The 15032-nt window shown below is 51.0% G+C and carries 14 protein-coding genes; all 14 read left to right on the forward strand.

Going from position 1 to position 15032, the window contains the following annotated elements; translation table 11 throughout:
* Nucleotides 1-536: 536 nt before the first annotated feature.
* The gene (locus tag B5F27_RS07565; RefSeq protein WP_087365992.1) at nucleotides 537-962 is read left to right on the forward strand and encodes a helix-turn-helix transcriptional regulator; all 426 of its coding nucleotides are present in this window, start codon (nucleotides 537-539) and stop codon (nucleotides 960-962) included.
* Nucleotides 963-1440: 478 nt separating this feature from the next.
* Entirely contained in the window at nucleotides 1441-2136 is a 696-nt protein-coding gene (locus B5F27_RS07570) for a sigma-70 family RNA polymerase sigma factor (RefSeq protein ID WP_087365995.1), read from the forward strand.
* A gap of 4 nt (nucleotides 2137-2140) precedes the next feature.
* Entirely contained in the window at nucleotides 2141-2365 is a 225-nt protein-coding gene (locus B5F27_RS07575; protein WP_087365998.1) for a DUF6870 family protein, read from the forward strand.
* Between the two features lie 463 nt (nucleotides 2366-2828).
* Nucleotides 2829-2981 carry a hypothetical protein gene (locus tag B5F27_RS16785; RefSeq protein WP_158098209.1) on the forward strand — a complete coding sequence of 51 codons (153 nt, stop codon included), beginning with the start codon at nucleotides 2829-2831 and terminating at the stop codon, nucleotides 2979-2981.
* A gap of 20 nt (nucleotides 2982-3001) precedes the next feature.
* Complete coding sequence (locus tag B5F27_RS07580) at nucleotides 3002-3913, forward strand: DUF6017 domain-containing protein (RefSeq protein ID WP_087366001.1); 912 nt, start codon at nucleotides 3002-3004, stop codon at nucleotides 3911-3913.
* A gap of 81 nt (nucleotides 3914-3994) precedes the next feature.
* Nucleotides 3995-4495 (forward strand): PcfB family protein, encoded by a 501-nt coding sequence (locus B5F27_RS07585; protein WP_087366004.1) that lies wholly within the window; start codon nucleotides 3995-3997, stop codon nucleotides 4493-4495.
* Nucleotides 4492-6402, forward strand: coding sequence for a type IV secretory system conjugative DNA transfer family protein (locus B5F27_RS07590; protein WP_242962123.1), 1911 nt, complete (start codon nucleotides 4492-4494; stop codon nucleotides 6400-6402). The genes B5F27_RS07585 and B5F27_RS07590 overlap by 4 nt, the downstream gene beginning before the upstream one ends.
* 26 nt (nucleotides 6403-6428) lie before the next feature.
* Nucleotides 6429-7100 (forward strand): sigma factor-like helix-turn-helix DNA-binding protein, encoded by a 672-nt coding sequence (locus B5F27_RS07595; protein WP_087366009.1) that lies wholly within the window; start codon nucleotides 6429-6431, stop codon nucleotides 7098-7100.
* A gap of 255 nt (nucleotides 7101-7355) precedes the next feature.
* Nucleotides 7356-7568 (forward strand): Maff2 family protein, encoded by a 213-nt coding sequence (locus tag B5F27_RS07600; RefSeq protein ID WP_087366012.1) that lies wholly within the window; start codon nucleotides 7356-7358, stop codon nucleotides 7566-7568.
* Nucleotides 7569-7588: 20 nt separating this feature from the next.
* Nucleotides 7589-8461, forward strand: coding sequence for a CD0415/CD1112 family protein (locus B5F27_RS07605; protein ID WP_087366016.1), 873 nt, complete (start codon nucleotides 7589-7591; stop codon nucleotides 8459-8461).
* An 83-nt stretch (nucleotides 8462-8544) separates the two neighbouring features.
* Nucleotides 8545-8946 carry a PrgI family protein gene (locus B5F27_RS07610; RefSeq protein WP_087366019.1) on the forward strand — a complete coding sequence of 134 codons (402 nt, stop codon included), beginning with the start codon at nucleotides 8545-8547 and terminating at the stop codon, nucleotides 8944-8946.
* The gene (locus B5F27_RS07615) at nucleotides 8849-11344 is read left to right on the forward strand and encodes a conjugal transfer protein TraE (RefSeq protein ID WP_087366022.1); all 2496 of its coding nucleotides are present in this window, start codon (nucleotides 8849-8851) and stop codon (nucleotides 11342-11344) included. The genes B5F27_RS07610 and B5F27_RS07615 overlap by 98 nt, the downstream gene beginning before the upstream one ends.
* Before the next feature lie 11 nt (nucleotides 11345-11355).
* The gene (locus B5F27_RS07620) at nucleotides 11356-11934 is read left to right on the forward strand and encodes a hypothetical protein (RefSeq protein WP_087366024.1); all 579 of its coding nucleotides are present in this window, start codon (nucleotides 11356-11358) and stop codon (nucleotides 11932-11934) included.
* A 31-nt stretch (nucleotides 11935-11965) separates the two neighbouring features.
* Nucleotides 11966-15016 (forward strand): NlpC/P60 family protein, encoded by a 3051-nt coding sequence (locus B5F27_RS07625; RefSeq protein ID WP_087366027.1) that lies wholly within the window; start codon nucleotides 11966-11968, stop codon nucleotides 15014-15016.
* Nucleotides 15017-15032 lie beyond the last annotated feature (16 nt).

Consider the following 15032-nt stretch of genomic DNA (forward strand, 5'->3'; position numbering starts at 1 on the left):
AGATGGTGCGCGTAACCATTATAGAGGAATTTCCCTGAGATGTCGCTTTACAGCGTGAAAGTGTCGCTAAAACTCCGTGCAGGTGTCGCTCAGCGTCCGATTTTTGCATATGATATAATAAAAAATACACACATCCTCAATATGATGTGAAGGACACATTCGCTATATCAGATTTTACCAGTTATGCACACATGTAAAACGCGATAAATTTACAAGACGGGAAGTGAAACCGAACAAACAGTTAAAAAAATAGAAAATACAGAATAGAATTTATACTAGCAATCGTTACATAGAGTACGGTATTTGATTTTATTGTTGGGGCGAATGTAAGCATTTTTGGAGTATTTCGACCAATGGTAGAATTATGCCTATTTTAGTGTAACCTTTGCTTTTTTGATGAACATTATACATCATTTTAGAGCCAAGGCTTATAGAAGTTTCGTTGCAGAAAGAAATGAATGCAGAAACTACCTATTTGTTTTGACTCTTTTTGTTTATTGGAAAAGCCTCCAAGGGCGGGAAGGAGGTGACGGTATTTGAAACAGACAAAGAATCCTGATCTGGAAGAGACAGGAAAAAAGATGAAGAAACTGCGGAAACAAGCCGGTCTGACACAAGAACAACTGGCTGAAAAGGTTGGCGGCACCTGTACAAATACCGTTATCTCCCGCTATGAGCGGGGCATTGTCGAAATGGGTATCCAGACAATGTACGACATAGCGGAGGCGCTAAAGGTAACCCCAGAGCAATTGATGCCGGAACGGCTCATACATAGGCTAGGCAACGCTTGCAGCGGTTCGCTAGATCCACCATGCGCATATCAGCCACCGACATTACAGCATCTATCAGATGACGATTTCAATGAATTGCTATCCCAGCTTGATAGCGAAAACAAGGAGAAAGTAAGAGAATATATGAAAATGTTGCTATTTTGTCAGCAGCATACCACACAAACTGCGTGAGCCACACTTAGAAGCAATTTCTTGGTATGGCTCTTTTTTGTTGCCATTTTTCGTGACTGTCAAATCTTTATCTTCAAATTAGACATATATGTCCAGCGCTAATTTCAAATTAGACATATCGGTTGAGGCAATCCTTTCGTGCCATTGATACAATATCTTTGTAAAGAGCCAGCTTGACCTGTTTGGCTCACAATAGCTTGTAAAAGTAAGTCGAAATATCTGGTGCATGAAAGGGGATGGTTCCCATGATGATTTAAGGCTCCGCTTGGAGCAACATCGGACAAGTTAGTTTACAAATACAAACAGTGAGCCTCTTTATGTAGAGGAAAGCATCGCTGGTATAAGGCAGCAAGAGGAGTTCTTAGGCTCCCGTTAAAAAAAACGGGCGCGCCTGAGATCATTCTTGCTGCCTTTCTTCGTTTGCGATCAACGTAAGCACCAGGCCGCCCGTGCCGCAAGGCAGGAAGGATGGTCTTTTATGCTTACACTGAAAAATCTGAAGTCTATGGTAGAGAATGTACCTAGCAAGAAGGCTGCTGTGCCGGGCATCCGGCAGTTGGAGGAATCCGAGGCAAGAATCCTTGTCCGGGAGATGGTTTCAGATATGCTGATCACGGTTTATCAGAACGGGTATGTAGCTTGCCGCAGAGGCCGGGAATCAACCGTGTTCCGGCTCCATGACTGTGGCGGCTATACATACTGTGGTGCATTGGCAGAGAATGAAGAAACGGTGGCCCAGGATGTTTTTGAGAACGAAAACTGGTATATCCGCCTGTATCTGGAAGCAGAAGATCGCCTGAATGCCAACTATGAGAGGAAACAGCGTTACCATCAGATTTCGCTGGATGGCCTATATGCTGACCGTTGCAGCAATATGGGTGATTTCACCTGGGACGGTCTGACTGACCTGATCGAGCGGGAGAATGTGAGGCAGGTTAAGAAGTTTCTGGGTCACATGACGCCGAAGCAGCGGCATGTAATCATCCTCTATTTTATCGAGCAAAGGGGCACGAAGGACATCGCGTCCGAACTTGGCGTTTCCTACCAGGCGGTCAGCGACATGATTAAGAAAGCCATTACCCGTGTTCGCCGGAGAGAAGGAATCAATGCGGTTGGCATCCCGCGTGGGGTCTATAACCGCTGTGCCAGGAAGTGGGGTGAGGAGGATGACTAGCAACATGAAGCCTGCGGATGCTGAAAAACTGGTGGACATCAGCAGCATCCGGGTCGATCTAGGCATGCCCTATGAGGAACGGGTCAAATCCTATCTCAGCCAGATCGGCAATCCCTACCGCTACTTGGATCACGGTTTTACCGTTACCTGTTCGTTTGCCGGGGAATGCTCACTTGAGGACTGCCTGACCAGCTACCTCAGTGAAAAGTACGGGATGCAGAAAGCCTGATATTCCTTTATCCAGCCTGCCGCCTGTGAGTGAAATCATCACTTGCAGGCGGCTTTTTTTCATTTGGCAGCGGATATAGGCGTCTAAAAGCTCTTTTGCAAGTTTTCAAATTTATCTGACGCAGATAGCTTGAAAAACTCCATTAAAGAATCCGAGAAGTGAAGGGAAAGGCATTAAGCCACTCCCTTCACAGTACCTTGAAAATTGAATAGCCTGCCCAGATAGATACCTGGCACTGAATATGCATTCTGCGTGTCTTGCCAGGAAAATACGTCGCGGGAATCGGGATAGGAACGGGTCTGGGATGAGCACAGGCAAACACCCAAATGTAAACTACTGACAACAGTAGATACCATGTGGCGGGGAGGTTCATTTTGCCGGCCCCGCCATATGAATGTGCCGTTGTCATTCCGGCAGGAGCATTTGCCGGAAACTGCCATGACACAAAATCAAAGGAAGGGATGTGAACGATATGGTGAAATGGATGATCGGCCTGGCGGTTCTGCTGCTGGTGTTGGTCATGTTTTGCTGTGTCCGCGCTGCGACACTGGCGGACGGCCAGATGAAACAGATCATGCAGGGCAGAAAAAAGAGGGAGGACCAGGATTATGAGTAACATGGAATTTTGGCGATAAAATGGATCGCGTAAGAAAACTGCCGGATTTGCCCTATTTCTATGGCGCAGGTGCAGAGCAGTTTGCGTTTTACCGCATCCCGAAGGCTTTCTTTACAGAGCCGGCGTTGTGCGAAATCTCCCTGGAAGCCAAACTCCTGTATGGCCTGATGCTGGACAGGCTTGCCCTCTCGGCCAGGAATGGCTGGGTGGATGAGGAAAACCGTGTGTTTATCTACTACACGGTGGACAGCATTATGGAAGATTTGAACTGCGGCAACAAGAAGGCGGTGAAGCTGCTCAATGAACTGGACAGTGAATATGGCCTGATTGAGCGCAAACGCCAGGGACAGGGCAAACCGACGCGCATCTATGTGAAGAACTTTTCAACACTGCTCCAGAACCGACATTTCCAGAAGTGTCAAAATGACACTTCTAAAAGTGTTAAAACGACATCTCTAGATATGTTAGAACGACATTCTAATAAGACTAATATAAATAATACTGAGTTTAACAAGATCAATCCTATCTATCCGCCGGAAAGCGACGATGGATATGATGGATTGGATGAGTACAAACAGTATCGGGATTATTTTTTGGATCAGTTGGAGTTTGATGTTCTGTTGGCCAACCACCCATATGATGGAGAGGTGCTCAACGAAATTCTGGAGCTGCTTGTGGAGACGGTCTGCTCCAAGCGACAGTATCTTCATGTCTGCGGCGAGGACAAGCCCGCTGAAGTGGTAAAAAGCCGTCTGATGAAATTGACCAGCGACCATATTGAGTACGTTTTAGATTGTCTCAAATCAAACACCACGGCGATCAAAAACATCAAACGCTACTTACTGGCTACCCTGTACAATGCGCCGGTTACCATCAGCAGCTATTACAGCGCCCTTGTCAACCATGATCTCTACGGCAGAAAAGAGGAATAGTAGTCAAGGTCATATCATGAGTTTGCAGCTTTTATTCAGGTAAACAGGAAAAATTCCCGGAACGAGGAGGTGATAAACCAAATGCAGGAGGAAACCACGGAAAAAACCATCTCTCTTTGTATCAAGGGGGCAAAGGTGACAGAGGGCGTTCTGAAGGCGGTGCTTAAAAAGCTGGTTTCGGAAATGAATCAGCAGAAATCGTCGATCAGACGGTGCAGCTCGGTCACCCGGCGGGGCAAGCAGAGCCTGAAACAGATGATGAAGGAGGGAAGTCAGCTTACCAACATTGAGATTACGGACAACAATATCAAATCCTTTGAGCGCGTGGCCCGAAAATACGGCATTGACTACAGCCTGAAAAAAGACAGTTCCACATCCCCGCCCCGGTATTTGGTCTTTTTCCGCGCCAGGGATGTGGATGTTATGACCGCTGCCTTTAAGGAGTATGCGGGCATCTCGGCAGAAAAGGAGAAAAAGCCGAAGATGTCCATCCGCAAGAAACTTCAGATTGCCAAAGACCGCGTCGCGAAGCACCGTGAACGCGAAAAATCTCACAAGAAAGAGAGGGGACAGGAACGATGAGCAGGAAAATCAGGCGGGGGGCTATGCCGGCTCGCAAGCCGCGTAAAAAAGCACCCTCCAACCAGACCGGGGGCAGCGCCTGGGGGCAGAAACTGGCATCCGCTGTCCGGGAAAAGTTACAGGGCGTTCAGGTCAAAAAGCTGCTTCCCAAACTTATCCCATTTGCGATTGTGTTCTATCTGATCGACAAAAGCGCATGGCTGTACCGTCACTGTACAGGGGATTCTGCTATTACCCGGCTGATGGTTCTGCTTCAGAACTTTGGCCTGGCGTTCCAAAACCCGCTACCCAGTATCCACCTGATGGACATGGGAGCCGGCGTGATCGCCGCAGCCGCATTTTATGCGATCCTTTACTTCCGGCATAAAAACGCCAAAAAATACCGTCCCGGTGAGGAATACGGCTCCGCCCGATGGGGCGGGCCGAAGGACATTGAGCCGTACATTGACCCAGTGTTTGAGAATAACATCATCCTGACCCAGACGGAACGACTGACCATGAGCAGCCGCCCGAAGAATCCGAAATACGCCAGGAACAAAAACGTGATTGTGATCGGTGGTTCCGGTTCTGGCAAGACGCGCTTCTATGTGAAGCCGAATTTGATGCAGATGCCGAAAAACGTGTCCTATGTGGTCACGGACCCGAAAGGCACCATCATCATCGAGTGCGGGAAAATGCTGGTCAATGAGGGGTATGTGGTAAAAGTCCTGAATACCATCAACTTCCGTAAATCCATGCACTATAACCCCTTCCACTATATCCGCAGTGAGAAGGATATTCTCAAACTGGTCAACACCATCATTGCCAACACCAAGGGGGAGGGTGAAAAATCTTCCGAGGATTTCTGGATCAAGGCAGAGCGGCTGCTGTATACGGCGCTCATCGGCTATATTTGGTATGAGGCCCCGGAGGAGGAGCAGAACTTCTCCACGCTGCTGGAATTCATCAATGCGTCTGAAACCCGTGAGGATGATGAATCGTTCAAAAATGCTGTAGATGAGTTGTTTGAGGAATTGGAGGCAGACAACCCGGAGCATTTTGCTGTCAGGCAGTATAAGAAATATAAACTGGCTGCCGGCAAGACGGCGAAATCCATCCTGATTTCCTGCGGTGCCAGGTTGGCCCCATTTGATATCCAGGAACTGCGTGACCTGATGTCCTACGATGAATTGGAGCTGGATATGCTGGGGGAGCGACGAACAGCGATGTTCGTCATTATCAGCGATACGGACGATACCTTCAATTTTGTGGTCGCCATCATGTACACCCAGCTTTTCAACCTTCTGTGTGATAAGGCGGATGATGAGCACGGCGGCCGGCTTCCGTACCATGTCCGGCTCCTGCTCGATGAGTTTGCCAATATTGGCTCAATCCCGAAATTTGATAAGTTGATTGCCACCATCCGAAGCCGTGAAATATCGGCTTCTATTATTTTGCAGTCTCAGAGCCAGCTCAAGACGATCTATAAGGACGCCGCGGAAACCATCACCGGCAACTGCGACACCATGTTGTTTTTGGGCGGCAAGGAAAGCTCGACCCTGAAGGAAATCAGCGAGACGCTGGGCAAGGAAACCATAGATTTGCTCAACACATCGGATACCCGCGGGCAGAGCCAGTCGTATGGCATGAATTATCAAAAAACCGGGAAAGAGCTGATGAGTCGAGATGAACTTTCGGTTATGGATGGAAACAAGTGCATCCTGCAACTGCGCGGCGTCCGGCCTTTCCTGAGCAATAAGTACGACATCACACAGCATAAACGATACAGGGAATTGTCCGATTATGACAAGAAAAACGCCTTTGACGTGGAACAGTATCTGAAACACACGCTGCGGATGGGCGTGGAGGAAGAATTTGAAGTCTTTGACGTGGAGGTGACACAGACTGATCTGGATTCTGCCGGTTGACGGCAGTGAAAAGGAGGAACTTCGCGATGAAACGTCCGTATCCGGTAAATTTGTTATCGGCAATCAGATTAAATGAAATCTGCGGCACAGCGATGGATTATGCCACGCTTATCGCAGACCAGCAGGCAGGGTTGGCCAATCTGCTGGATCAGCTCACCGAGCGGGAACGCTTTGTCCTGGACAAGCATTACCGCGAAGGCGCTTCCATGAAAGCGCTGGCTGACCAACACCATGTCAACGAGAACCGCATCCGGCAGATTATTCGCCATGCGGTCAAGAAATGCCAGGTGAAGGAACTGCTTCTCTATGTGGCAGACGGCTTTGCGGCCAGGACAAACGCCCTCACAGAGCAGGCCGCACAGGCGGAACGGCTTTATTGCCAGCATTTGAGCATGGAAGGAGTCCATCTCTATCGGCTGGAAGCCGGCGCATTGGATTTGCCTGTCAAGGTTTTGCACACACTGGACCGCGCCAGCGTTCACGCAATCCGCGATCTGGTGATCCTGTCCCAGTACGAAGCCGGTTTGTGCCGGATTCGTATGCTGGGGGCAGCCTCGGAGAGGCAGATCATAACGCGCCTGCAATCGGCAGGACTGTTGCCAGCGCAGTATGAAAGAATCCCTGGCTGTCCCTGCTGTATGAAACCTGACCGGGAACTTGCGGCTTTTCGCAATCTCACCCGGTTTGCCGACAACTGAAAAATCTTCATCCATCTGACCGTCTGCTTACCAGGCGGTCTTTTCTTTTGAGCGGGAGGAAGATATGACTACTATCTATCCGGCGCGGGCACCGCCTGCATACTCTGCAAACACAAAACCAGAACACCACCAATAAAAAACAAAGAAAGGGGAAATCGGAACGCGGGGCCGCTTGGCAAACAAGCGGAAATGCTGGTTTTGTGCGATGAATAACTGAAGATCTCATCCCCGACCTTATGTTCCGATAAACAAATTATGGAATTCTTTAGCTCTGCTGTTACGATTCTCCAGACCCTGGTGGTCGCCATCGGTGCCGGCCTCGGCGTGTGGGGCGTTATCAACCTGATGGAAGGTTACGGAAACGACAACCCTGGTGCAAAAAGCCAGGGTATGAAACAACTCATGGCCGGCGGTGGCGTGATTCTCATCGGCACCCAGTTGATCCCGCTTCTGGGCAGCCTGTTCTGATGATGTAAGGGGGACAGTCCATGTTCGATAGCATTTTTGATGCAATCGAAGAATGGATGCGGGATCTCCTGACGGGTATGGTGACTTCCAACCTGACCACCATGTTCACCGATGTCAATGAAAAGACCGGCGAAATTGCCACGCAGGTGGGAATGACACCACAAGGGTGGAACAGCAGCATATACAACATGGTACAAAGCCTGTCCAATTCGGTGATCGTACCCATAGCCGGGATCATCATTACGATGGTCCTGTGCTATGAATTGATTTCCATGCTGACGGAACGGAACAACCTGCACGATGTGGATACCTGGATGTTTTTCAAGTATTTCTTCAAAATGTGGGTCGCGGTGTTTCTGGTCAGCAATACCTGGACAATCACGATGGCAGTCTTTGATGTGGGACAAAGCGTGGTCAACAGCGCCGCGGGGACAATCAGCGGCAGCACGGCCATTGATATATCGTCCTTTACATCCACCATCAGCACCACGATGGAATCGATGGAACTGGGCGAACTATTTGTCTTGATGCTGGAAACCTTTATCCTCAGCTTCTGTATGAAGGTCATGTCCGTCCTCATCATGGTGATCATGTTCGGGCGTATGATCGAGATTTACCTTTACACTTCGGTTGCACCCATTCCATTTGCCACCATGTCCAACCGGGAATGGGGACAGATGGGAACCAATTATTTCCGGGGGCTTTTCGCCCTGGCGTTTCAAGCGTTCCTGATGATGGTCTGCGTGGGTATCTATGCCGCGCTGGTCGCCTCCATTGAGCTGACCGACAATGTTCACTCGGCCCTGTTTGGGGTTGCGGCCTATACCATCATCCTGTGTTTCAGCCTTCTGAAAACCGGATCGTTAAGTAAGCAAATTTTCAACACCCACTAGACGGGAAAAACTCAAAGGAAAGGAGCGGGTTACAGGGGCGGCTCATTCCCGGCAAAAAACGCCCGCTGTTACCCCAATTGATTATGGCCTATGTAACAGTCCCCAAAGACCTGGCAAGGGTCAAAAATAAGGTGGCCTTTAACCTGACGCTGCGCCAGATCATCTGCATTGTGATTGGTGCTGCGCTGGGGCTGCCGTTTTATTTCCTGACGCGGGACACCATCGGAACCAGCGGCGCGGCCACCGGGATGGTGCTGCTCATGCTGCCGGAATTTCTCTTTGCCATGTATGAAAAAGACGGGATGCACATGGAAAAGATTCTCCAGAACTACATCCGGGTTCGGTTCCAGCGTCCGGCCATCCGCCAGTATGAGACAGCCAATCTGTATGAGGAGGCGGCCTATCCGTACAAGGTGCCGGAGAACAAGCCGCAAACGAAAGGAGGGCTGCACCGTGGTAAAAAAGAAAAAGTCCCGCCCCGCTAAACCGGTAAGGGCAGATGCAAAAAGCGCCCGGTTTCCGCTGAAAGGCAAGGCAAAGCGGATTTCCGTCCAGGATTCCATTGCCTATAAGGAAATGGGCAAGGACGGTATCTGCCGTATGGCCGACCATATCTACTCCAAGACCATCCGCTTTTACGACATCAACTACCAGTTGGCCCAGAATGACGATAAGAGCGCCATTTTTGAAAACTGGTGTGATTTCCTCAATTACTTCGACAGCAGCATCCAGTTCCAACTGTCCTTTATCAACCAGAAGAGCAGCATGAAGGAGTATGAGAAGGTCATCCAGATCGAACCGCAGAACGACGCCTTCGATGATGTGCGCATGGAATACGCGCAGATGCTGCATAACCAGTTGGCAAAAGGAAACAATGGTCTGCTTAAATCTAAGTATATCACATTTTCCATTGAAGCGGACAACCTGGCAATGGCCAGGCCGAAACTGGAGCGCATCGAGACGGATATTCTGAACAACTTCAAGGTCTTGGGCGTGACCGCCTATCCCCTGAATGGGGTGGAACGTCTGAAAGTCCTGTATGAGACGTTGAACCCGGAAACCGAAACGCCGTTTACCTTCACCTACGACCAGGTTTTGAAAACCGGCCTGGGGACAAAGGATTTCATTGCACCGACCAGTTTCCTGTTCAAATCCGGCAAGGATTTCATGATGGGCGATACCTATGGCGCAGTATCCTATCTTCAAATTCTGGCCCCGGAACTGACCGACAAAATGCTGGCCGAGTTTTTGGATGTTGACAAAAACCTGATTGTCACCATGCACGTTCAATCCCTGGATCAGTTGAAGGCGATCAAATTGATCAAGAGCAAAGTGACCGACATCAACCGCATGAAGATCGAGGAGCAGAAGAAAGCCGTCCGCTCCGGGTATGATATGGAAATTATTCCGTCCGACCTGGCTACCTATGGCGGCGACGCCAAGAAACTGCTGGATGATCTTCAGTCCCGCAATGAGCGGATGTTCCTGGTCACGGTGCTGTTTTTGAATACAGCCAAGACCCGGCAGGAACTGGACAACGCGGTGTTCCAGGTGGCGGGCATTGCGCAGAAATACAACTGCGCGCTGCGCCGGCTGGACTATATGCAGGAAGATGGCCTGATGAGCAGCCTGCCGCTGGGGTTCAACCACATCCCGATCAGGCGGGCACTGACCACCACGGCCGCGGCCATTTTTGTCCCGTTCACCACCCAGGAACTGTTCATGGGCGGCGAATCGCTCTACTACGGCCTGAACGCCTTGTCCAACAACATCATCATGGTGGATCGCAAAAAGCTGAAGAACCCCAACGGCCTGATTCTCGGCACACCCGGTTCGGGCAAATCCTTCGCGGCAAAGCGGGAAATCACCAATGCGTTCTTTGTGACAAAGGACGATATTATCATCGGAGACCCGGAGGGAGAATATTTCCCGCTGGTTCATGCGTTGGGCGGACAGGTTATCCATATTTCTGCCACCAGCCACGACTACATCAACCCGATGGACATCAACATGGATTATTCGGATGACGATAACCCGCTGGGTGTGAAGTCCGACTTCATCCTGTCCCTGTGCGAGCTAATTATGGGATCGCGCAATGGGATTGAGGCGGAGGAAAAATCGGTCATTGACCGCTGCCTGCCGCTGGTGTACCAAAAATACTTTGAGAACCCGGTGCCGGAGAATATGCCGGTGCTTGGTGATTTGTATGCCTGCCTGCGCAGCCAGAAGGAGCCGCAGGCACAGCGGATTGCCACGGCGCTGGAAATCTACGTCAATGGCTCGCTGAAAGTGTTCAATCACCAGACCAACGTAAAGCTGGATAACCGGATTGTCTGCTATGACATCAAGGAACTGGGCAAGCAGTTGAAAAAACTGGGAATGCTCATTATTCAGGACCAGGTGTGGAACCGTGTCACCATCAACCGTTCGGAGCACAGAGCAACGCGGTATTACATTGACGAGTTCCACCTTTTGCTGAAGGAGGAGCAGACGGCGGCCTATTCGGTAGAGATCTGGAAGCGGTTCCGTAAATGGGGCGGGATTCCGACCGGCATCACGCAGAACATCAAGGATTTGCTGGCCAGCCGAGAAATTGAGAACATCATGGAAAACAGCGATTTTATCCTGATGCTCAACCAGGCGGCCGGTGACCGGCAGGTTCTCGCCAAGCAGTTGAATATCAGCCCGTACCAGCTCTCCTATGTGACCAACAGCGGTGCGGGTGAGGGGCTTCTGTTCTATGGCAATACCATCATCCCGTTCAAAGATCACTTCGATAAGACGCTCAAACTCTATGCGATCATGTCCACCCGTCCAGAGGACGTCGCCGCAAGGCAGATGGCCGAATCCAAAGAGGAGGTGTCAGTACGGATACCAATGTAAGGTGCCGGGTGATGGAGTTGATTTTCGTTTTCTCTATTACCCTGTTTACAATCCGCCTGTATTTCTTGATGGGAATGTTCCAATACAGATTGGGCGGAAAAATCAGTTGTCGGCCTCTCGGAAGCCTGTATTCGCAGGCCGATGGGAGGCTTTTTTCAAAAAGTTTAGGAGGTTATTACACGATGAGCAAAAATAAAAAACCGAGACCCATGCCGGGCAATAAAAACCGGAAGCCCTGTGTGCGCGCAGCCCGTATGTCCAATGATGAATCGGACGCCCGGCTGGAAGAAGCCCTGGCTCAACTGTATGCAGCGGCACATCGCACCGAGCCGTTCGATACGGGACAGGCAAGGCAGCCTGAAAAAATCCCGATCCCCACACTGGAGGGGGATGGCGAAGAAGTTTTCGGTCAGATGGTGGACGATCTGCTCTGCATGGCGTCTCTGGCGGATGGACTGTACAGCGTTCTGGTTTCCCTTGCCGACAGACGGGTATGCCAGAAACTGGCGCTGAACCAGGGCGGTGAACTGCTTCGGGAAGCGGCTGCAATCCTGGAAAAATGGCAGCGGTATTCGCTGCCGGAAGCGTAAGAGGAAGCCGGCGGCGAGGAGGTGAGAAATAATGCCAGGAAAACGCTATGAAGCGCAAGATAAGCGTGTCCAGAAAATGACCCGTGACGGCTTAACGGAAGAAAACCTGCATAGTGGCGAGCGCAAACGGATCAGCAGCCGCACACAAGATGCCCCACTTGTGCGGGATGTCGCAAATGCCCCAGTAAGGCCCATGCTGGACAGTGGGCAGACCCACGCCCAGCAAGACAAAAAGCAGCCATCTCATCCGTATACCCAGGATGAAGCGGGTTACGCACAGCCGGGTGGCACCACATATCAAATGCGGCAAGATACCGGTCAGCCTGTAGTGGACGCGGTTCAGAATGAGGCGCGTTTGTCTCCAGAGCCCCCGGGTGATGACTTTGGGCGTTCAACTCATGAAATCCTCGGACGAGATGACCAGCCAACGTCTGTAAATCACGCCCGCGCCCAGCTTTATCGTGAAGGCACCGCAAATGCTGCGGTGGAAACCGCTGGAAGGAAGCAGAACGCAACCAATTCTACAAAAAGGGATTCTGCTCCATTCAGAGTTGATGCAGGTCAACCGCATTCAGCGATTGATGGCGGCATAACAGTGGGCGCTGAAAATGCCGATCGTACCGCCCTGCCCCCATCGCAGATGCAGCAAACTCAAGTGCCAGATGGCTTCATGCAGATAGAAGCGGAAACGGTACAAAATCAGGCAGTTACCCCTATTGCCATTCCCGCTGTACAAGGTGTTGATACCGAACAACCCAAGGCGGTTTACAGTCAGGATGCGCAGGAGCCGGATGGCAATGAACCAATTGACCAGTCCGATCTGGGCCAAGGCAATCATGCGGGTCGGCTAACAGAACATTCTGCCAGAATGGCAGAGGTTCGGGGGAGTTCCACAGGCCGGGCTGCTTTGCAGACGGCGGCTGAAATGCGGCACAATCGCAGGAAAAAGCAGGTACAGGATGGATACCGCAAATACCATGATGAGGGTGTAAAGCAGGATGACGTCGAGGATGATGTCAAGCCTGCTCAGGACAATCCCTCCAATGCGGGTGAGGAATCGTCCCCCAAAGTGCAGGACGCAGAAAATTCCACAACCCAAGCTACCCATGAGCCGGAAACAAAGGCTGCTGAATCTGATGGTGCTGCACAAACTGCGGATATTCCACCGCCGGACAGTGCAACGCCAGACGATGCGTCCAAACCCAAGCACCGTGTTGATGAAAACCCGTATAAAGCTGCAGTTCACCAGGATACCCACCATCTGACAGATGAACCCGGTGCCGATGTCGGCGGGGATTTCAGGCCAAAGGCAAAAGGACAGCGCGTTACCCGGGAATCCCAGCAAAAGTATGGCGCACCAAATCGTGATGCTTCAGATTCGTCTCCCAATGAAGATACTAGCCAGCAAAAGGTAAAAAGGGACGGGGGCAATCGGGAACACCCAAACTCGCAAAGAGGAAAGCGGACAAACCAGTCTGAATCCCAGGAAGCGCCAGGGTCAGTCAAGAAAAAGTCCAGCCGTTTATCCTTTGATGATGAGGAAAACGGGATGGTTCGCGGTGCTGGCATGGGCATTGGCCGCAAGGCTGCTTCTGCTGCCGCCGGTGCGGTGGCTGGCTACGCCCACACCAAAGTTCACAGTGTTGAACGGGAAAACAGCGCGGTGGAGGGCGCACACAAAGCCGAGATTCTTGGGGAGAGCGGTATCCATAAGGTGGTGAGCCGGGTCAGTCAACACCGTAAGGATCAAAAGTCAAAACGACACAAAGAAATTAACTCTGCCAGGAAGGAAAAACGGCTGCATTTTACCCCTACGGATTCGGCGGCTGCCACCGGCGAAAAGGCGGCGCAGACAGCCGCGGCAAAGACTGCGGCGAAGGAGGCACAAGACAAGACATCCATCCTGAACCGCTTTTGGCAGAAAAAACGGTATAAGGAAGCCTACGCCGCCGCCAGAAATGGCAAAACGGCGGCCGGTGCTGCCGTAAAAGCTACGCAGGCAGCGGGCAGTAAGGCCAAGGCGACCATTCAGACCTTCTTCCGCAAAAACAAAGGCATTTTTATTGGGGCCGGTGTCATTGCGCTATTCGTGCTGATCTTCGGTGCCATCCTGTCCAGTTGTACCGCGATGATGCAGGGGACGCAGAACACGTTCATTTCTTCCACCTATCCCAGCCAGGATGCGGACATCTATGCCGCTGAAAATGCGTATTTGGCTCTGGAAGAAGAACTCAACGAGCAGATCAACAATATGGAATCGACCCATCCCGGTTACGATGAGTACAACTATCAGATTGATGAAATCTCGCACAACCCGTATCAACTGATTTCCTATCTGACGGCCAAGTATGAGGAATTTACCTATGCCCAGGTGGCCGGTGAGGTGGAGAGCCTGTTCACCCAGCAATATGAGCTGATTGTCGATGAGGTCATTGAAATCCGCACCCGCACCGTAACTGACCCAGAGACGGGGGAAGAGACAGAGGAGGAGTATGAATACCGCATTTTAAACATTACCCTGATCAACCACGGGTTTGATGCCGTCGCCCGCGGCAATATGGACAGCGACCAGTCCGGCCGCTATACCTTATATAATGCGACCTATGGCAACAGAAATTATCTGTTCGATACGGCCACACTGCCAACCTATACGGGAGACGAAGGCGGGTTCGGCTATGAAATCCCGGCAGAAGCCCTGACGGATGAGAGATTTGCGCGGATGATTGCTGAAGCGGAAAAGTATCTTGGCTACCCGTATGTTTGGGGCGGCAGTTCGCCCTCCACCAGTTTTGATTGCAGCGGCTTTGTCTGCTGGGTCATCAATAACTGTGGGAATGGCTGGAATGTGGGGCGGACAACGGCCAATGGCCTGCGCTCCTACTGTGCGTATGTCTCGCCAGAGGAGGCAAAACCGGGCGACCTGATCTTTTTCCAGGGCACCTACAACACAACCGGCGCATCCCATGTGGGCATCTATGTGGGCAACGGGATGATGATTCATTGTGGAGATCCGGTGCAGTACACAAGCGTTCAAACTTCCTACTGGCAGAGCCATTTCCTTGCCTACGGCAGAATTCAATGAGTAAAGGAGTGACGAT

This window comes from Faecalibacterium sp. An192 (genome assembly GCF_002160175.1).
Lineage (GTDB): Bacteria > Bacillota > Clostridia > Oscillospirales > Ruminococcaceae > Faecalibacterium.